This is a genomic window from Lysinibacillus xylanilyticus (genome assembly GCF_001183605.1).
Classification (GTDB): Bacteria; Bacillota; Bacilli; order Bacillales_A; family Planococcaceae; genus Lysinibacillus; species Lysinibacillus xylanilyticus.
On record NZ_LFXJ01000005.1, the window covers coordinates 106933 to 126144 of the forward strand.

Annotated in this window: 19 protein-coding genes; 7 read left to right on the plus strand and 12 right to left on the minus strand. The window is 35.9% G+C overall.

Annotated elements, in window-relative coordinates; genetic code table 11:
• Positions 1-4: 4 nt before the first annotated feature.
• The gene (locus tag ACZ11_RS03595) at positions 5-2326 is read right to left on the minus strand and encodes a YhgE/Pip domain-containing protein (RefSeq protein WP_236690767.1); all 2322 of its coding nucleotides are present in this window, start codon (positions 2324-2326) and stop codon (positions 5-7) included.
• Positions 2327-2510: 184 nt separating this feature from the next.
• Between ACZ11_RS03595 and ACZ11_RS03600 the strand changes: the two genes are divergently transcribed.
• From ACZ11_RS03600 to ACZ11_RS03620, 5 genes are all read left to right on the plus strand, one after another.
• On the plus strand, positions 2511-2990 hold the full coding sequence (locus tag ACZ11_RS03600) for a thioredoxin family protein (RefSeq protein WP_049663866.1): 480 nt from the start codon (positions 2511-2513) through the stop codon (positions 2988-2990).
• 145 nt (positions 2991-3135) lie between these two features.
• Entirely contained in the window at positions 3136-3837 is a 702-nt protein-coding gene (locus ACZ11_RS03605; protein WP_049663867.1) for a tetratricopeptide repeat protein, read from the plus strand.
• A 794-nt stretch (positions 3838-4631) separates the two neighbouring features.
• Positions 4632-6809 (plus strand): bifunctional diguanylate cyclase/phosphodiesterase, encoded by a 2178-nt coding sequence (locus ACZ11_RS03610; protein WP_134008333.1) that lies wholly within the window; start codon positions 4632-4634, stop codon positions 6807-6809.
• Positions 6810-6981: 172 nt separating this feature from the next.
• Positions 6982-7539, plus strand: a complete 558-nt coding sequence (locus ACZ11_RS03615) for a hypothetical protein (RefSeq protein ID WP_049663869.1) — start codon at positions 6982-6984, stop codon at positions 7537-7539.
• A 312-nt stretch (positions 7540-7851) separates the two neighbouring features.
• Positions 7852-8505, plus strand: coding sequence for an alpha/beta hydrolase (locus tag ACZ11_RS03620; RefSeq protein ID WP_049663870.1), 654 nt, complete (start codon positions 7852-7854; stop codon positions 8503-8505).
• 65 nt (positions 8506-8570) lie between these two features.
• Here ACZ11_RS03620 and proC read toward each other — a convergent pair whose 3' ends face one another.
• Positions 8571-9371 carry a pyrroline-5-carboxylate reductase gene (proC, locus tag ACZ11_RS03625; protein ID WP_049663872.1) on the minus strand — a complete coding sequence of 267 codons (801 nt, stop codon included), beginning with the start codon at positions 9369-9371 and terminating at the stop codon, positions 8571-8573.
• Between the two features lie 326 nt (positions 9372-9697).
• On the opposite strand from proC, the gene cyoE reads away from it, so the two are divergent.
• Positions 9698-10648, plus strand: a complete 951-nt coding sequence (gene cyoE, locus ACZ11_RS03630; RefSeq protein WP_049663874.1) for a heme o synthase — start codon at positions 9698-9700, stop codon at positions 10646-10648.
• Between the two features lie 36 nt (positions 10649-10684).
• On the opposite strand, the gene ACZ11_RS03635 is transcribed toward cyoE, so the two are convergent.
• The 6 genes from ACZ11_RS03635 to ACZ11_RS03660 all read right to left on the minus strand — a co-directional run bounded on the left by ACZ11_RS03635 (position 10685) and on the right by ACZ11_RS03660 (position 16087).
• On the minus strand, positions 10685-11419 hold the full coding sequence (locus tag ACZ11_RS03635; RefSeq protein WP_049663876.1) for a metallophosphoesterase: 735 nt from the start codon (positions 11417-11419) through the stop codon (positions 10685-10687).
• A gap of 422 nt (positions 11420-11841) precedes the next feature.
• Entirely contained in the window at positions 11842-12291 is a 450-nt protein-coding gene (locus ACZ11_RS03640; RefSeq protein ID WP_049663878.1) for a helix-turn-helix transcriptional regulator, read from the minus strand.
• Positions 12292-12460: 169 nt separating this feature from the next.
• The gene (locus ACZ11_RS03645; RefSeq protein ID WP_049663880.1) at positions 12461-12865 is read right to left on the minus strand and encodes a hypothetical protein; all 405 of its coding nucleotides are present in this window, start codon (positions 12863-12865) and stop codon (positions 12461-12463) included.
• A 167-nt stretch (positions 12866-13032) separates the two neighbouring features.
• Positions 13033-14361 (minus strand): hemolysin family protein, encoded by a 1329-nt coding sequence (locus ACZ11_RS03650; protein ID WP_049663881.1) that lies wholly within the window; start codon positions 14359-14361, stop codon positions 13033-13035.
• Between the two features lie 32 nt (positions 14362-14393).
• Complete coding sequence (locus ACZ11_RS03655) at positions 14394-14798, minus strand: MerR family transcriptional regulator (protein ID WP_338048303.1); 405 nt, start codon at positions 14796-14798, stop codon at positions 14394-14396.
• A 794-nt stretch (positions 14799-15592) separates the two neighbouring features.
• A complete protein-coding gene (locus ACZ11_RS03660) occupies positions 15593-16087 on the minus strand; it encodes a hypothetical protein (protein WP_236690855.1) in 495 nt (164 codons plus the stop codon).
• Positions 16088-16285: 198 nt separating this feature from the next.
• Between ACZ11_RS03660 and ACZ11_RS27180 the strand changes: the two genes are divergently transcribed.
• Positions 16286-16414, plus strand: a complete 129-nt coding sequence (locus ACZ11_RS27180) for a hypothetical protein (protein ID WP_268639474.1) — start codon at positions 16286-16288, stop codon at positions 16412-16414.
• Between the two features lie 42 nt (positions 16415-16456).
• Here the strand turns inward: ACZ11_RS27180 and ACZ11_RS03665 are convergent, their stop codons facing one another.
• From ACZ11_RS03665 to ACZ11_RS03680, 4 genes are all read right to left on the minus strand, one after another.
• Positions 16457-17029, minus strand: a complete 573-nt coding sequence (locus tag ACZ11_RS03665; RefSeq protein WP_049663887.1) for a 5' nucleotidase, NT5C type — start codon at positions 17027-17029, stop codon at positions 16457-16459.
• A gap of 12 nt (positions 17030-17041) precedes the next feature.
• Entirely contained in the window at positions 17042-18157 is a 1116-nt protein-coding gene (ispG, locus tag ACZ11_RS03670) for a flavodoxin-dependent (E)-4-hydroxy-3-methylbut-2-enyl-diphosphate synthase (RefSeq protein WP_049663890.1), read from the minus strand.
• A gap of 95 nt (positions 18158-18252) precedes the next feature.
• Positions 18253-18597, minus strand: a complete 345-nt coding sequence (locus ACZ11_RS03675; RefSeq protein WP_049663892.1) for a hypothetical protein — start codon at positions 18595-18597, stop codon at positions 18253-18255.
• Between the two features lie 53 nt (positions 18598-18650).
• Complete coding sequence (locus ACZ11_RS03680) at positions 18651-19169, minus strand: DUF1189 family protein (RefSeq protein ID WP_049663894.1); 519 nt, start codon at positions 19167-19169, stop codon at positions 18651-18653.
• Positions 19170-19212 lie beyond the last annotated feature (43 nt).

The following is a 19212-nucleotide window of genomic DNA, read 5'->3' on the forward strand; positions in this document are numbered from 1 at the left end:
AAAATTAATGAAATATATCTAATCCACGTGTTTTGTTCATTAAAAGTTCCATTTTCTCACTCAGTAATTTTTTCAAGAAGAAACCAAATAGAATGAAAATGAGCCAGAAGAAAGATAAAAAGGCAAGATCAACCCAGACCTTTGACCAAATAATACCACCAACTGCCTCTCGCATCATTCCAATTGCATAAGTGAAAGGAAGAAATGGATTTATCATTTGGAAAAACTTTGGTAGTAATTCTACAGGATATGTGCCACCGGAACCAGCAATTTGCAGTACTAACATGACTATGGCTAAAGCTTTTCCAACATTTCCGAATACGGATACTAGCGTATAGACAACGGTAATGAACACTAAACTAATAAATAGCCCAAATGGAATAAAGAAGTAAGGCGCACTAATTGATCCATCTAATAGAACAACATCTCCTATTGTAATAATGAGCGTTTGAATAAATGAAAAAGTTGCAAATGTTAATAAACGTCCAAAGTATATTTGGCGAATACTATATTGATTATTGTCGTGAATATCTACAGATAAAAGAGAAATTAATAATAAACAACCAACCCAAACGGAAAGCACAGTGTAAAACGGTGTCATAGCTGTTCCGTAATTAGCAATTGGAAACATTCTATGTTCCTCAAGCTTAATAGGCTCCTCAAAGAAGTCTCGCTCAGCGTTAACGTCGTTTTTCAATAATTGAACGATTTCCGAAATATCAGCTTCACTTTCTAATTTTCTCAGCTTGTCTGCAAGAGCTTTAATTTTTGTACTTAAAGCAGGGAAATCTGATTGTACTGTACCAATTGTCTTATTAGCTGTTGCTAACATACTTTTAGCATTTGTTAAACGATCGGTTGCTTTAGGCAGTACACTTTTTACATTCGTCAGCATGGTTGATGCATTTGTTAACGTATTTTTAGCAGAAGACATAGTCGTATGAATTTGTGGCTCTAGGTTATCGTTATAATGAGTAAGGAATTGATGAAGATTGTTAGAAGCATTTTGCGCAACATTTTGAACATCGGCAAGATCTTTTTTTATTGTCTCGACATCAATATTATTTAACTGCTGTACTTTAGTTGAGGCGTCCGTTAATAAAGTATTTAGTTGATTTAGTGCTGTTAAAGAGCTTAAGGAATAATCGGTTAAACTAGGATTTGCCTGTAAATCTCCACGTATAGCTTCAAGTTGTTCAATAATTTTATTATTTGCTAGCAACGACTTAACATCTTCAGAAGTGCTTTGCTGCAGCGCCGTCAGGATGTTTTGCACTTTGTTTTCAAGCTGTTTACGTGTCGAAGCATCAGCTTGTGTTAATTTTTGAAGAGCTTCAAGTGTTTGGATGCTAGAGTTTACTTTATCACGGGATGCATCCAGTTGATTTTTAATCGTATCCTTTATTTGTGCAAGGGTAGCTGAATCCACATTAGCATTTTGTATTTTTCCTATTATATCTGTAAATCGTTGTGCAATATTTTGTACAGTTTCTAGATCTTTTTTTATGATAGGGGACAACTCGTTGAACAATGTATCAGCTTCATTAATTAATTTTAAGCCTGAGTTGATAGTTGTTAGACCATCATTTGTTAATTTTTCAACTTCAGGAACTTGGGTAATCGTATGGTTCAGTAAAGTCTCAGCTTCTTTGCCACCTTTAGCGGTTTTTGCTAAAAACGTTCCGATATCTGGGAGATTATGTTCGATTGTAAAAATGTAATTTTCGAATTTCTTAAAATCTGGAATTTCCTTTTCCATCTCAACACCGACAGTATTAAAAATAGAAAAAAGTGTTCCGCTGACAGTTGAGATAAACTCACTAGAAACTTGTTGCGTCAGTCCGCTTGCACCTTTACTTGTAATTTTGGGTGCGATAGGATTTATTTTTTCATTTACATAATAATCGATATGCGCTTTAGTAGGCACATTTGATAGTATGGAGGTCAGTTTTTGAGAAAAATCACTAGGGACAACAATAACCGCAAAATAGTTACCGTTTTTTAAATTATCGATGGCTTGTTCATGAGAGGTAAATTCCCAAGTAAAGTTTTGATTGGTACTTAAATTGTCTACTACCTCGTTACCGACATTAATATCTTCTCCTCTAACATTAGCTCCTGTGTCTTCATTGACAATAGCAATTTTCATGTTGGCTGTATGCGCATAAGGATCCATAGAGGCATAAATATTGAGCCACGCATAAAGAGAAGGTAAAAAAATAAGCCCACCAATAATGACAGCAACTACCCAGTTTGTTAAGATATTATGGATATCACTTTTATAAATTTGAAAAATATTTCGGATAGTGTGTTTAATATTAATCACTCCACATTCGTATTGAGCATTATATATGTATGTTCCCAAAATTGGGTCGAAATTATGTTTGAATTATGGAAAAACTTAATTTTAAAGACTAATTAGTTTACTAGGTTTTAAAAACGATTTATAATCAATCGCGAATACACTAAAACTAGGGTTTTTTGGTGTAAAAAAGGAGGAACACATTCTAGTGAAAAAACTACTTATTATTGGCTCAGTTATTGTTTTGTTATTTGTGGCAATTATTGTGCTTACGAATGTCTCGAACAAAAGTAAATTATCAAGTGCAAGTAATCCTTATGGCGACAAAGAACTGAAACAAGAAACAATTGATCAATTAGATGACAAAAATTATCAAAACATTATGTTGCCCGACGAACTTGAAAAAAAATTAGCGGCCGGTGAAGATGTAAATGCTTATTTCTTCAGTCCAGTATGTGTGCACTGTAAGGCTTTTACACCTAAGTTAATGCCAATTGCTAAGGAGCTTGGTGTTGATGTTGCCCAAATAAATGTTTATGAATACGAAGATTTATGGAGTAAATACAATATTGAAGCGACTCCAACTTTTATTCGCTTTGAAGGTGGTAAAGAGGTTCAACGTTTTGTAGGTGCTTTATCAGAGGAAGATTTACGTACATTTTTAAATAAAGAAGTATTAAAAAAATAAGTCAAGCTGAGACTGTATCAAAAGTTATTTTTGATCAGTCTTTTTTTGTTGGCCTAAAGCCTCCGACGAAATTATGCAGAGCCATAATTAATTTTTGTAGTGTATACTAAATATACTGAAGAGTTGTACATTGGAGGAATATTGAATGACGATGGATGATTATTTTTATAATGGCGAGCTAATGAAGTGCTATGAGGAGGCTAAGCAAGTAACAAATGAAAATGAGAAAGCGTTAGCTGATAAATATATAAAATTACTAGAAGAGTATGATTTTGCTAACTATCCAAAAGCAACGCTGTCTGTGGAAACCCAACATGGAGAACGAGCAGATGAAAGCTATCCTGAATCGGATGCCGTTGTCGAGATTCGTGCGATAAAAGATGAAACAGAGTTTTCAAAGCGAATTAAAGAACTAGAGGATGTAGCGGCAATAGGTACTCCAAATGAAAAGGCTCATTCATTTTTTACACAGGGTGAACTTTTTTTGTATGCACATCATTACAATGAGAGTGTCCATTGTTTTAGACAAGCAGTAAAAGAAAACCCTAACAAGGCATTATATTGGGGCATCACAGGTCAAACGATGCATCGCTTTGGGTGGATGCCATTTGATGCACTTGGCTACTTAGAGCAAGCTATTAACTTAGATCCCAAAAATGCCCGCTGGAAATGGAATAAAGCACTCGTTCTTATTCAATTAGCGAAGGATTTGCAGTTGGCACCGTTTATGGCAAATGCTGCGATAACATTAGAAGAGGCAATAGCTGATTGTGGCGAACATCAGTGTTCATTAAAAGATGCTATCCAAAATACAATAGATAATATGGATAGCTATGTATTTTCATAAAGGATGTTAGCCTAAAATCATCGAACGGCTAACCGACCTGCATCATGTTGTTGCTGGCGCTACGCTTTCGCACAGAGAAAACCATGTTGTTGCTGGCGCTACGCTTTCGCACAGACAAAACCAAGTTGTTGCTGCCGCTACGCTTTCGCACAGACAAAACCAAGTTGTTGCTGCCGCTACGCTTTCGCACAGACAAAACCAAGTTGTTGCTGCCGCTACGCTTTCGCACAGAGAAAACCATGTTGTTGCTGGCGCTACGCTTTCGCACAGAGAAAAACCATGTTGTTGCTGCCGCTACGCTTTCGCACAAAAAACATTTGTAGGACTAGGCACAAAGCCGATTCAAGACGTAATTATGCCGAGGAGTAATTGATTAGATGTTTCAATAAGTTGAGGCATCTTTTTTTGTGCCGAAATTTGACCTGGGGAATGATAGTTAAAAGTATCACGTCCTATGATAATGCCTCTAGACAAACTCCTGTTGTTGCTGCCGCTACGCTTTCGCACAGACAAACTCCTGTTGTTGCTGTCGCTACGCTAACGAACCCGTTTTTTGTAATTTATCCCTAATTCTATTCGGTTTTGAGTTTTGATTGAAAAGTAGATATTTCGTGGTAATTTTATAGTATAATTATTCCATAATTTCTTCATTTATTGAGAATACAGGGATTATTCGGGGAATTTCGCTATATTTCTAGAACTACAAGCTGTATGAAATCAGCTTTAGATTTTGTAATAAATAGACTGAATCAACACATCTGTGATAATTTTTTCAGTTTAAGGATGGGAGATAAATGTGGAAATTTAATGAGGATTTTTCATTTGTAAGGCACGGCTTTCGATTCATCCTATTCTCTATGATTTTCTTAATCGTAATTGGATTAGGTAGTTATAAATTTTATGAAATATTTGGTGAGAACAACTATGTAGCGATTCATTTAATGATGGGAATTCTTATTATTGTGGTGACGATGTCTATTTCGATTCAGTCATGGTTAATATCACCTTATATTTTATCTAATAGATTTCTCTATGTTGGGGCATTGTTTTTAACTATTAGCTTCATAGAAATAGCACATACACTCACCTATAAAGGAATGCCGTTTTTCATTACTGAAAGTACACCGTATGTGGCAACTTGGTTTTATATGCTTAGTCGGTTACTATTATCGATCGGTTTTCTTTCCATGTTTTTTATCAAAGAGAAGGGAATCAAATTAATTTATCGCTGGCTTATTTATAGTTTGCCATTTGTAATAATCATTGGTTGTTTTAGTGTTCTCTATGCCCAATCGCCTATATTGCCACCTCTTATGATAGAAGGTGAAGGTCCTACTGTTTTAAAAAATACTTTACAATATACAGCTGTAGCGCTTCAAATGGTGATTATGGTTCTATTGCTTAAAAATTTTAAAAAAGCACCTAAAATTATATTTTTATTATTATGTAGTTCGATTTATTTAATAATGAGTGATTTTCTTTATACAATGTATCAAGATGTTTATGATATTAAAAACTTCGTAGGACATACGTTTGAGTTAGGTGCATTTTATCTTTTATTTAGAGCTATGTATTATTCATCTATCGAAAAACCATTTAAGCAGCTAGTTGATACACAAGAGCATTTAGAAAAATCTCGTGAAAAGATGCATTATATGGCATATCATAATGAGATTACGAATTTACCAAATGAACGTTTTTTGATGGAATCATTAAAAAAAGATTTATACATATCTAATTCACAAAAGGCAATTCTTGCTATCGGTATAGAAAGAATTGCAGCTATTAAAGCGTCTTTAGGTAGTACATATGCAGACCAAATGATAAGTCTAATTGCGCAAAGGTTGAAAAATGTTTTACCAGAGAAGTATTTACTTTGCTTGCTGAGAGAAGATTATTTTGTCGTTTATATTGATGAGGTGAATAATACCCATCAATTGGAGCTGCTTAGTCAACAGCTCCAATTTGTTATGGAAGAATCATTCCAAATACAACATTTTTCTCTCAATAGTCAATTAAATATTGGTATTGCATTATTTCCAACAGATTCAAATAGGGAAGAAGAACTTATTAGATTTGCACTCTATGCTATGCATGAAGCACAGAAAACGCCAATTCGTATCCGGTTTTATGAGTCCTCAATATCTAATGAAATGACAGAACGACTTTTATTAGAAAATGATCTACATGATGCATTAGCTAATCAAGAGCTTTTTTTAGAATATCAACCGCAACTAGATTTATATACTGGACAAATTAAGTCAGTAGAGGCTTTAGTCAGATGGCAGCATCCAAAAAAGGGTTGGATTTCACCGGGAGTTTTCATTCCAATTGCTGAGGAATCGGGATTAATTATTCCTATAGGACAATGGGTACTAGAAACAGCCTGTAAACAAGTAAAGAGTTGGGAAGCAGCCGGATTGCCGCCAATTAAAGTAGCGGTCAATTTGTCATTAGGTCAACTTTTTCAGCAAAATTTAGTTGAATTAATACACAATGTTCTTGAGAAAACGCAATTAGAGCCAAAATATTTGCAGCTAGAGATAACAGAAAGTATGACTATCAATATTGATCATATGACGACGATCTTGCACAAATTGAAGGCACTTGGAGTTACAATCGCAGTAGATGATTTTGGGACGGGCTATTCGTCATTATCTTATTTAAAGGATTTCCCTATAGATTGTTTAAAAATTGATCGGTCTTTCGTTCAGAAAATACAATCGAACTCTACAGATAAAGCATTAGTTGGCATGATTCTCTCTATGGCAAAGCATCTACAGTTAAAGGTAGTTGCAGAAGGGATAGAAGAGATAGAACAGCTATCATATCTAATAGACAGCGAATGTGATACTGTACAGGGCTTCTTATTCAGCAAACCTGTACCTCCACATATATTACAAGAGAACTACCAAACGCTTCACAATAATGCAAAGTCTATCTTAGAATCAATCACTACTTCTGAAGTATAACGTGTTCATAAAACATCCTTGTTTCATCTTATGACGAGGATGTTTTTTTGTTAGCTATGTAAATCTATGACAACCTGATTGTAGACCTAAACGTTAACCGTTTCTTTATATTCTGCAATCATGGTATGATAGTGAGAAAATGATTTGTAGAGAAAAAGGACGGGTTTTTTTCATGGCACAAGAAGTGGCAAATAAATTTATTGAAAATGTATGTAATCATTTAGTGCGCAATATGGATATTACAAAGGTTGAGGAGCACTTTAAAGAGGCGTTAGAGATACAGCGTAAATCAGCTCAATCCCAAATCGATTTTTGGGATATGTTAATGATGAATATGCTGTATTTTACTGAAAATGAGCAAGTTTGGGAAAAAGAATTTTTGAAGATGCTCGAAAAGAAAGAGTGGTTAAAGACCACTGCACTAGAAGAAGAGCTATTGATGCATCAAATGCGAATTCGTCAGCAGGTCGCGGAACAAATGGATGCCGCTAAAGAATTGTTTCATAAGCAGTATGAGACAAACAATGTGACAGAGGAAGATATTGTTTACGATTATGCATATAGTTCTGCTGGAAATTCAATGCGTATAGATTTATTAACGGTACTTGTTTCAACACCAGAGCAGTCAAAAGTACTATTTAACGCAGATCCGCAAGAAACGATTCGCATAATTAACGGTTATATCGCTTATCACACTGATGGGCTTATTAATAAAACAAAATTAATATAGTACCAAAAGTTTTATGCTATGTATATAAGTCGATTGAAGTGCCTTGGAGCTAGCCGATAGAGGAACGAAGGTTCGTAACCATCATGTGATTACGCGAAGATTTCGTACATAAAACATCGTGTTCCAAGCGTCATATCGTACGCACCAGGATAGCACCTAGGCGGAACAGAATTCAATCTATCGTTATGATAATAAGTTTATAGACTAAAAATAATGAAAGCTATTTATGATAACGAAGCAATCCTGTTTTTGTCTAGATATTTTTTGCAGTATAATAAGGTGACACCAAGTTCACCTGAAAGGAATTTTATTATGAATACACCATTTACATTTAAACATACACAACCAACAAATATGGACCCAAATAGAAAATATCCAGCAATTTTTTTATTGCATGGAATGGGTAGCAATGAAGATGATTTACCACAATTAGTGCAGGACTTTAAAGAGCAATGTCATATCTTTAGTTTACGTGGACCTATTACGCAAAAGCCTGGATATGCTTTTTTCACAATCCAAGATATCGGTAAACCAGACCGTGAAGTTTTCGATAAAGTGTTAGTTGCTCTACAACGATTTGTGCTAGAGGCAATTGATGAATATCAAATTGATCCACATAAAGTGTACATGCTTGGATTTAGTCAAGGAGCAGTTTTGGCACAGTCACTTGCTTTTGCAATGGGTAATTTAATTACAGGAATAGTAGCATTAAGTGGCTACACGCCGAAATTCGTGACAGAGGAATATGCAATTCGCCCAATCAATCACTTACATGCATTTATTTCTCATGGTGATTATGATTATGTCATCCCGTCGCAATGGGGCGTTGAAAGTAAAGAAATATTTGAGCAATTTGGAGCTACTGTGACATTTAAACAGTATCCAGACGGTCACGGTGTTACACCGGAAAATTTACGTGATTTAACTGCATTTTTAGCACAGGAATTACAAGATAATATTCAATGAAATGAAAAGCCGAGACATGAATGATGTCTCGGCTTCATTTTTTACTTTAGTAGATCAATCAAGCGCTATTTTGATAAGCTTCGATCTTTGTTAGTCACTGCAGCTACTGCATCGTGAATCGTTGTTTCAAAATGATTGCTTTGTAATGAGGATACACCTTGAATAGTTGTCCCTCCCGGTGAGCATACCTGATCTACGAGTGCCCAGGGATGTTCTTGTGATTGTATAATCATTTTTGCACTGCCGAGTACTGCATTTGCCGCAATATCAAGCGCCATGCTTTTTGGCATCCCTTCACGTACAGCAGCACGTGCTAAAGCGTCAATATACATATAAGTGAAGGCTGGTGAAGCACCACCAATCGTTGTGAATATGGAAAATAAATGTTCAGGTACCTCGATTATTGTGCCAACTGTTTCAAACAGGGAAACGACATGCTGTAGCTGGATATCTGAGACTGGTTCACTCGCTGTAAAGCAGCTTGTGGAGGCACCAATAATCGCATTAATGTTTGGCATTACACGAACAATAGGGGTAGCTTCAGATAGATAACCTTGAAAATATGAAATATTTTTACCTGCAGCAATAGAAACAATGACATGGTTGTCTTGTAAATGTTTTTTCACCTCTGGTAAAACATCTGGTAACATTTGGGGTTTGACACCGAGGATAATGACGTCACAATTTGACATAATATCTTCAATAGAACTTGCGGCTTGAATACCGTAAGAGGCTGCTAATTTTGTTGTTTTGGCTTGGGTACGATTATAGCCATAAATAAAAGTAGGATCAAAATCTCTGCTTTTACACATTCCTTTAATAATGGCCGTTGTCATATTTCCAAGGCCGATAAATCCGTATTTCACGTGATAGACACTCCTTCATATAGTTAAAACATACACCTTAGTATAGAGTAGATTGTTTTACTTGAATAGTAATATGCAAAGAATCAAGCCAATTAGGTTCAAATTCACGTCAGTCGGTGGTATCATAGAAGATGTTGTGAATGAACGTGTATCTCTATTTTCATTATGTAGAATATAAAGAGTAAGAAAATCATGTACTTTATGTGAACATTGAGACAGACTCTATCTAAAAGAGGTAGAATAATAATTTGAAATGTCTAATGCGAAATTTGTCGCTTTCTAATGGTAAAGCGTGTAGAAATTAAGAGAGAAAAGGGATTAAGATGATGGAACAAAATCTAAAAACGGAGCATAAACCACATTCTTCCAAGGAATCGTTGGAGAAGTCCTCACGCTCTTCTATATTAGCGCAGACAGTAAAGACAGGAATCATTAAATCTAATTTAATTCCTATGTGGGCTGGTTTAACGCTAGGTATGTACAAAAATAAAATGACTTTTGTAGAGAATATACCTGAGATCATTTTCGCAACAATTGGTTCTGCACTTGTTATTGGTGCTGCCGGTGCATTTAATAATGTGTATGACCGCGACATTGACGCTATAATGCCACGTACGCAAAGTCGACCAACCGTAACTGGTGAAATGTCCGCTAAATCAGCGTTAACTTTAGCTTTTGCCATGCTCATTATCGGGGCAGCTGTATTGGCACTTGCATCACCACTAGCTGCAGGATTTGGTCTCTTAGGGGTGTTTTTATATGTAGTACCCTATACAATGTGGACAAAACGACATACGATTTATAATACGGAAATTGGGAGTATTGGAGGTGCGATTCCAGCTTTAATTGGTTGGGCCGCTGTTTCTACTGATATTACACATCCTGCGATACTTGGCCTATTTTTGGTTATGGTCATTTGGCAGATGCCCCATTTCTATGCCATTGCCATTCGTAAGCATGCCGATTACGAAGCGGCCGGTGTTCCAATGCTTCCAGTTGTAAAAGGGATGCGACGTACTTATTATCAAACGAACTTTTATTTAATCTTATTAATCTTATCAAGCCTCTTATTTGGCACTTTAAGTGTTGGCATAATGCTTGTTGCACTATTGCTAAGTATTGCTTGGCTTATTATGAGTATTTACGGTTATCACAGTAATAAAGATCAAATAAAGTGGGCGACAAAAATGTTTGTTTTCTCACTTATCCATATGACAATTTTATTTACAACGGTTATTGTGTACTCTTTAGTAGGTGTAATTTTTAAATTGTATTAAATCTTTTATCTTCATTAAACACGAAAAGCCAACAGGTTATTCTACACTTGTTGGCTTTTCTTTTTCTACCGAGATTATTTGACGACTTGGCCATTCTAATGCGTGTAACTGACCTCCAAAAACAGCTCCACCATCTATACCAATGATATTATTTTCGCCAAAATAGACACTGTAATCTGTTGGATTTTGGTGAAGTCTATAGGTAGGTGTATGGCCAAAGATTACAGTTTTCTCGCCTTGATAACCTACATGAAACTCTTCACGAATCCATAAAAATTGCATGGGATCCATTTCTGCCAAAGCTACTCCTGGAACAACGCCGCCATGTACAAAAATTGCATCCTCTAATTCGATGTAAGTATCAAAGGTTTCGATAAGCTGTAAATGTTCTTCGAGCTTTGGTAAGGTTTGAATAAAGCTAGGTAATGTCTCATTTTCGATGACTTCCTTAAAGTCGTCTAAATGATAACCATAGCTTGCAAGTGTTGCCTCGCCACCACACAGTTCCACCCAATGATTCCACGGCTTAGGATGGCCAGAGCGACAGGCTTTTAGCATAATGGCTTCATGATTTCCTAATAGAACACGTGCACCTTTTGCATGCAATTCTCCAACTAAGTTTAAAACGCCACAAGATGCAGGTCCTCGATCAACATAATCGCCAAGTAAAAATAGCTGATCTTGCATAGTATCATAATTTGCTTTTAATAATAATTCTTCAAAAAGTTCTAATTCCCCATGTATATCACTAATTGCTAGTATTCGATCCATAAAAGAGCATCCTTTCCAGTATTAGAGAAGCTATTGTTAAGTATAGAGAATAGTGTTACAAATTTCGACTAATGTAACTTTTAACCAAAAACTTGATTGTAATGTTATCATTCCATACTTTCGGTTTCTAGTTACACTTTATCATATGAAAAAGTTACTCCATTTCCGTATTCATTCGTCTATAGTATTCGAATAGAGAAGAGAGAGTATATATTTTTATTTATAGGCGGTGAGATAAATGTATTTAGTGTGTGTAAAAGAAAAGAGCTAGGAGAGGGGAAAGTGGTACAACAAATACAAAAGGAGAATAAAGATACAAATAGAGCACCATCATTGACAGTTTCCGATTCTGATACTACTTACATAGCATAGAAGTATTTGGATGCAATGCTTCTACGCTGTGTGCAAGTACAGTACATTGATTATTCTTGAAACTTTTCCCATTCTTGCTTGGCTATTGACTCGTCGAATGTTGACAGTAGTCGAAAGTTATTCGTATCTAAAATTCGAAAATGCTGACTAATGACGTTTTGTTGTAGACGATAACCTTTGTGCTCGCTAAGATTTTTCCACCATATGTATCCACCCATCGTCTTTTCCTTAGGTTGTATTGTGCCGTTATTAGCGATTAAGTCAACAACCTCAAGTGGATCCCCGCCAAGCTCATGCTGTAAAATTGAGCTTTCTCGGCATAATGCACAAATTGCAACCGCTGTAGTCCAACCAGTATAAATACGACCTTTTTCAATTTGAACAAGTGTTTTTTTAGATAGTCCTAGTAAATCACTCATCTGATCCTGTGTTAAATCTTTTTCAGTACGGATTAATTTCAGTTTTTCTGAAATAAGTGTGATTAATTGTTCACGATTCATCCAAAACACCCTTTCTTTCAGATAGTTAAATACTATTATACATGAAAGTGGTTTGAGGTGTTTTCTGTTTCGCGGGAAACTGCGGTTAAATTACGTGTACAGTACTGAATATTTGTAACGTAAAAAACAGACTGTCCCGCAATCTACTCTTAGACAGTCTGTTAAGTATTTAAATCTCGTATTTTTTCGTGTCAGAAATAACACGGAAATGGATACCTTTAATTTGAGCACTTACTTTATGACGTAGTGTATCGATATCAACTAGCTCATCATTTTCATTGACACATTCTGCAATTTCTTGTAATAGCTTCGTAAATGCCTCTTTGAAAAGTGAACGCATATTATCAAAATCTAAGCTACGGAAGCTCCCATCAATATCAAATGCCTCTACAGAATTTAATTGCTTTGAAGCACCTGCAAAGCGATCATCGTATACCGTGTAGTTTTCATCTGTTACTACGATAATATATAATACTTCACCTGTAATTGTTTTTAATTCAATGTTAGTTTTGTGTTTTTTGACGTCGGTAATGATATGAATACCGTCCGAATGATATAGTTTAAACAATTTCATATGTAATGCCCCCTGATAATAGAATCATATCCATATATCTATTATATATGGATATGTCTAATAATGGAATACTAAGAAAGTATTTGGAAACACTAGAATGGACCTATTTGAATGAAACTATGGAGTTAAAACTGTTATAAACTATTAAGAAAATCGTATCAGTCAGATTATGCTTCTAATACAGTTGGTAAAATATTGCGAAGGGGACGAACTTCGATGTAATGAATCCGATGCCCTTGCTGCTCATAAATACTAAAAATATATGGGGCCAGCTCAATATTTTTAGTTGCTCTAATGCCATTATTTACAGTTAAAAACCAACCACCTATTGTTTCGACTTCTTCTGCTTCAAGTGTTACATTTAACAGTTTTTCAACATCTTCAATGAGCATTTTTGCATTTAAAATATAATGATTGTCACTTACTTTTCGGATTTCCGCAATTTCATCATCGTCGAACTCATCGCGAATCTCACCTACTATTTCTTCTAAAATATCCTCGACTGTTACAAGCCCTGATGTCCCACCATATTCATCCATTAAAATGGCCATATGAATTCGCTCTTTTTGCATACGTACAAGTAATTCTTGAATAGGAATCGTTTCAATTACTCGTATAACAGGATTAATGAAATCTTCAAGGATTAATGAATCGTCTGTAAGTTGCTCAAGCAAACCGTGTGTAAACAATTCCTTGACGTTGATAAAGCCCAAAATATTATCACGATCACCATCATAAACAGGATAACGAGTATATTTTTCAGCGGCGATAAAATGAATCATATTTGTAAAAGATTCATTTTTTTCAATTCCAACAATCTCTGTTCGAGGAACCATAATTTCACGAGCAATACGTTCATCAAATTCAAAGACATTATTCACAAACTTTAGCTCTGTTTTATTGATTTCACCACTTTCAAAGCTTTCAGATAGCAGTAATCGTAATTCTTCCTCAGTATGTGATAACTCATGCTCTGAAGCAGGCTTCATACCGAATAGGCCAACTAATACTCGAGCTGAGCCGTTCAAGAACCAGATAAATGGATACATCACTTTATAGAACAGCATAATAGGTTTGGCAAAACGGAGTGTAATCGTTTCAGCCTTTTGAATCGCAGCAGTTTTAGGTGCCAACTCACCGACTACAACATGTAAAAATGTTGCAAGGGCAAAAGCACTACCAATTGTAAAAATCGTCATATATTTATCTGAAATACCAATCAAGTTAAAAAGAGGGTGTAGCATAAATTCAAAGGTTTTTTCGCCGACCATCCCGATACCAAGCGCTGTTACAGTAATACCAAGCTGACAGGCAGATAAGTACTCGTCTAAATGCCTGACAACATACTTTGCAGAAATGGCTCTTTTATTACCTTCCGCAATTAATTGGTCAAGTCTTGAGGAACGTACTTTTACAATAGCAAATTCTGTTGCTACGAAAAAGCCAGTTAAAGCTAATAAAATGGTGAAAATCGATAAGTTGAGTATGGTCTCCAAATAGTCGTTCTGTATGAACAGAACGTCACCTCCTAATTATGAATAAGTAAAAGTAAAGATTGCATGAGTGCAATGCTTTCGGGAGAAACATTTTTTTTAATCTTTTCAATATCTTTATTGTCTTGTTTGTTTATTCGTTCAAGTAGAAAAGTTACATCTTGCTCTAAGTTTTGCATTTTTACACGTAGCATTTGTACATCGATTTCTTCATGCGGTGTGATGTTTAGTTCATGCTGTATATCTACGAGTGAAAGACCTTGCTGTTTGCGTTGCTCAATAAAATGAAGTCGTTCAATCATTGCAGGGGCATAGTAGCGATAATTGGATGTAGAACGTTCTGCTTCTAATAAGCCAATGTGTGTATAATAATCGATTGTTCTTTTTGTAATGCCTGTTTTTTCTGCAAGCTCGCCAATTTTTAATCTCTCTGTCCCAATGCAAACACCTCCAAACCATCACGTGATACTTTGATTATAACTTGCTGGTTTGGTCGGTTTCAAATAAGAGAGTCCAATATTTCGAAATTGTAAGATTTCTATTGGGGGAGGGAGTATTTGTGAATGAACATAAAATAGCTTTCCTAACAACTGAAATGTTAGAAAAGCTATATGTTCTTGAAAAAATAATAAGCGAGTGAAATTGTTATGTTAAACAATATACGGCTCCTCGGCACGATGTTGGTCACAAAGGCGTTATTACAGGACGTGATGCTTTTAGTCTTCGTTCCTCTGCCTACTCGTTCCAGGGTTTCATCTGTGACGCTGATCCCCAAGGAGTCGCCCAGTCACTACTCCAATCAACTAATCCACATGACTTACGTTTTAACAAAATGTCATCCAACTTTTGTGTTTTATAGGCACACTTTTACGTTTTATCGACTAACTTTTGAATTTTATCGACTAACTTTTACGTTTTATCGCCCAACTTTTGATAATTATCCACATCCACCTGTCAAAGAGCAAAAAAAGATTCACACACAAAACTGTGTGCGAATCCTTTATTATGTCGCCCCGTCGCTACTCCAATCAACTACTGCGCTTAAAATGTATCTTCAGGCATTGCTTTTTAATTTATAGTGATGGAGCAAAAATAATTTAAAAACAGGGTCTTGTCTGTGCGAAAGCGTAGTGCTATCGAGGTGGCTTGACGCTCGCCCGCTAGCCTGGAACGGAAATCAACCCCATGTTTTGCCGAAGAGCTATACATTATATAAATTTTTAAAAATAGAAAACTACGAAGTTTCTTTTTGTAAATATGTATCATATAGGTGATGAAGTGCCTCTTCGTCAGTCATTTCTACAATCGTTTCATCATTAAAAATTAGTGTTACATTTGTGAGAGCGCTATCAATTTTATTGTTCTTAATAGTGCACGTAACCTTTACTACACCTGTTTCTGCTAGTTGTTTTTTCATCGTATCATCCCACGGTTGCTCAGAAAATAGTGGTGCTTGCCATGTACCTCTCACATGAAGCTCACTTTTTTCAGCGTCATAATCCCAGCGTACGTCACGTAAAATAGTTTTAAACAGGTCATTAACCGTAAAAGATGTATCTTTATAGTTAATGGCAATTGCTCGTATAGCATGTACATCACGACCAACTGCACTGGCTGCAGTTTCTGCTGCTGAATTTATGCCTGTAACCGCTTCTTTAATTTCAGATAATCGATCATCACAGCCAGCTAGCAGCGCGGAAAGACATGTTATACAAGCTACCTTTGTCATCCATCTCACAAGTAGTCCCTCCAGTATTGCAAATTGTTACTACTATATTAACGAAAAGAAAACTACGAAGAAAGGGCATGAAGGCGGTAGATTGTGACGGTTTTGCAACGATGCGACCTCCACTAGAATGTTCGGAAAAATGGGAATTTAAGTATCTGAAAATTTGGGTAATTATTCAAAGAAAGGGAGCGGTTTGTGATGAAGATTAATGATGAATTACTTGAGCGATTAGGAACTTATTTCGTGTACCATGCTGTTTATGAAAATTATGGTATTACTTTTGAAAGTTTTGTGGAGCGTTGGTTGCGAGGGATACTTGAGATATAAAAAATCAAGAGTCGTGTTCAATGCACGAACACGACCCTTGATTTATTTAAAATAGTTTGTGATAAATTGGTTGGCTTCTTGCCAGTTATAAACGCGTACTACATTGTCCGGAACAGCAAGACGATTATACGGAGTGTCAAATAATACGACCGGTATTTTTAATTCCTCCGCAAGCATGACCGCATTATCATGCTTATCTTCAAAGAATGCCTCAACACCATGTTTTTTTGCTACTGAAATCTTATCGTGACTACCAATGAGCTCGATATGATCGTAATGAATAGACTGTGATTTAAACCAATTTACCGTAACTTCTGATACATTCTCACCACGAGCAGAGATGTAATAAAGTTCGTAGTTTTCTTTCCACGTATTTAAAATATCTTTTGCATCTTTAGCTGCTTCAGAAACTTCATACATAAATGGCTCATTTTCTTTAAACCATGTATTAAATGCTACACGATCAACAGGGTGGGGAAATGCTGATAAAAAATCATATTCGCACACATCGTCGAGTGTAATATTTACATTGTATTGTTTATTGATATGTGGAATGAGAGTACTAGGACATGTCACTGTTCCATCGATATCAATACCAAAGCGGGGCTTTTTCATGCTAGCACCTCCTTAGGCGTTCGCTTTTTCTGCTTCTTCAGCCGCACGTTTTTCAGCCATTTCAGCTGCTAATTTATCGATTTCTTTTTTCAACTCTTCTACCATTGTTTCTTCAGGCACTTTACGAACTGTTTTGCCCTTCATAAATAGTAAACCTTCACCACGAGCACCAGCAATACCGATATCGGCTTCACGTGCTTCACCAGGACCGTTTACCGCACAACCAAGAACAGCTACTTTTAACGGTACACTAAGTTTAGAAATATATTCTTCTACTTCATTGGCAATTGAAATTAAATCAATTTCAATACGACCACATGTAGGGCAAGAAATAAGTGTTGCCATATTAGAAGCAAGACCGAATGATTTTAATAGCTCACGTGCTACTTTAACTTCTTCAACAGGGTCTGCTGATAGTGAAATACGTAGCGTATTACCAATACCTTTTGAAAGGATTGCGCCAAGGCCAGCCGCTGATTTTACTGTACCCGCAAATAATGTGCCTGATTCAGTAATTCCTAAATGTAGAGGATAATCAAAGGCTTTAGCCGCTTTCTCATAGGCCTCAATCGCTAGATTTACATCTGATGCCTTCATCGATACGATAATATCGTGGAAGTCCAAGTCTTCCAAAATTTTAATATGGTGAAGGGCAGATTCTACCATACCGTCTGCAGTAGGGTAACCATATTTTTCTAAAATATGACGCTCTAATGAACCGGCGTTTACCCCGATACGGATTGGAATACCTTTAGCCTTAGCTGCATTAACAACAGCTTCTACTTTTTCCTTACGCCCAATATTACCTGGGTTAATACGAACTTTATCGATGCCATTTTCAATTGCTTTTAAAGCTAATTTATAGTCAAAGTGAATATCAGCTACTAATGGAATATTGATACGTTTTTTGATTTCAGCAATCGCATCAGCTGCACGCTCATCTGGTACTGCGACGCGAACAATTTGACAGCCTGCTTCCTCAAGACGAAGAATTTCTGCTACTGTTGCTTCGACATCATGTGTTTTTGTTGTACACATACTTTGAATGAATAATTCATTACTACCACCAATTGTTAAATTACCGACACGCACGGGACGTGTATTTGTACGGTGACAAATTTCACTCATTAACTTTCTCTCCTTTTCGGGCCATACTTTCGACCGTCACTGACATTTATTTTAGCAGTGTAAGAAAATAAGGACAAGGAAGAAACGCTAACTTTTCATTTTCCACATGTGTTTTCAAATTCAAATGACAGCGGAAGCTTAATATTTTCACCAGGAACAAGCGCCTGTAACTGTAAGTGTGGATTTAATTCATAAAATAGTTGTAAACGTTCAGGGAAGGTCATTGGTACTTTGGCAGGATGTAGTGCAAATAAACTGTGGATGGTATCGCCTTGAATAGTCTGGACAGTGATATAATTTGGCTCTCGCTGCTTTTCACAAAGGGCGTTTTCAGTATTTTTCGGATTAATGGCAGCAAATTGTAATGAACCTTCTGTTAAATCTACTTTCACAACAAAAGCAAAAATAATAATGATAGCTGTTAACACTAAAGCACGCAAAAAATCCCCTCCTTTTCTAACACTATATTTAGAAGAGAGGGGAATCATGCATATTATTTTGTAATTGGTTGTTTTGGATATTTTGTGAGGGCTACGATTAGTAGAGTCACAGTTAAAAATAAAGAAAAAACAGAGATAATTGTACTGTTAATCGGTAAATAATCTGATAGCATACTTATTAGAATTGCCCAAGTCATGGCAAATGTCGTAGTTCTCCAAATGTGACGGTATTCTCCACGACGCTTCATGACATTTAAAATCAGTAGACCTGCTAAGGCATAGAGAGCAATTTGTGCAAAAATAAGCATCGTTGTAAAAACAAAAAGCATGATGAATGTCACGGGATACAATACCCATTTAACGCCTTCTATGTATTCAGTAATACCATTTAAACTATTCATATCAAGTGTATCAACAGACAATCCTGCCGTAAAACGACCAAAAGAGAAAACTGTAACAACAGTAATTAGAAGAAAGGTATATTGAATAACTTTTCCGATAGGTAATAAACGATAGGCAGCAAGTTTTTTTGGATGAATTAAGCTATCGATAAATAGTTGTGAGTGTTTCATAAGCATATCTCCTCCAATCGCTATTCTACCATGTTCAACTTTG

What these genes read in the sequence shown, in the direction of transcription:
- ACZ11_RS03680 (WP_049663894.1), bottom strand. Translation starts at nt 19,169, where the DNA reads ATGAAACACTCACAACTATTTATCGATAGCTTAATTCATCCAAAAAAA.
- ACZ11_RS03665 (WP_049663887.1), bottom strand. Translation starts at nt 17,029, where the DNA reads ATGAAAAAGCCCCGCTTTGGTATTGATATCGATGGAACAGTGACATGT.
- ACZ11_RS03610 (WP_134008333.1), top strand. Translation starts at nt 4,632, where the DNA reads ATGTGGAAATTTAATGAGGATTTTTCATTTGTAAGGCACGGCTTTCGA.
- ACZ11_RS03635 (WP_049663876.1), bottom strand. Translation starts at nt 11,419, where the DNA reads ATGGATCGAATACTAGCAATTAGTGATATACATGGGGAATTAGAACTT.
- ACZ11_RS03645 (WP_049663880.1), bottom strand. Translation starts at nt 12,865, where the DNA reads ATGAAATTGTTTAAACTATATCATTCGGACGGTATTCATATCATTACC.
- ispG (WP_049663890.1), bottom strand. Translation starts at nt 18,157, where the DNA reads ATGAGTGAAATTTGTCACCGTACAAATACACGTCCCGTGCGTGTCGGT.
- ACZ11_RS03620 (WP_049663870.1), top strand. Translation starts at nt 7,852, where the DNA reads ATGAATACACCATTTACATTTAAACATACACAACCAACAAATATGGAC.
- ACZ11_RS03605 (WP_049663867.1), top strand. Translation starts at nt 3,136, where the DNA reads ATGACGATGGATGATTATTTTTATAATGGCGAGCTAATGAAGTGCTAT.
- ACZ11_RS03660 (WP_236690855.1), bottom strand. Translation starts at nt 16,087, where the DNA reads ATGACAAAGGTAGCTTGTATAACATGTCTTTCCGCGCTGCTAGCTGGC.
- ACZ11_RS03615 (WP_049663869.1), top strand. Translation starts at nt 6,982, where the DNA reads ATGGCACAAGAAGTGGCAAATAAATTTATTGAAAATGTATGTAATCAT.
- ACZ11_RS03640 (WP_049663878.1), bottom strand. Translation starts at nt 12,291, where the DNA reads ATGAATCGTGAACAATTAATCACACTTATTTCAGAAAAACTGAAATTA.
- cyoE (WP_049663874.1), top strand. Translation starts at nt 9,698, where the DNA reads ATGGAACAAAATCTAAAAACGGAGCATAAACCACATTCTTCCAAGGAA.
- ACZ11_RS27180 (WP_268639474.1), top strand. Translation starts at nt 16,286, where the DNA reads ATGAAGATTAATGATGAATTACTTGAGCGATTAGGAACTTATTTCGTG.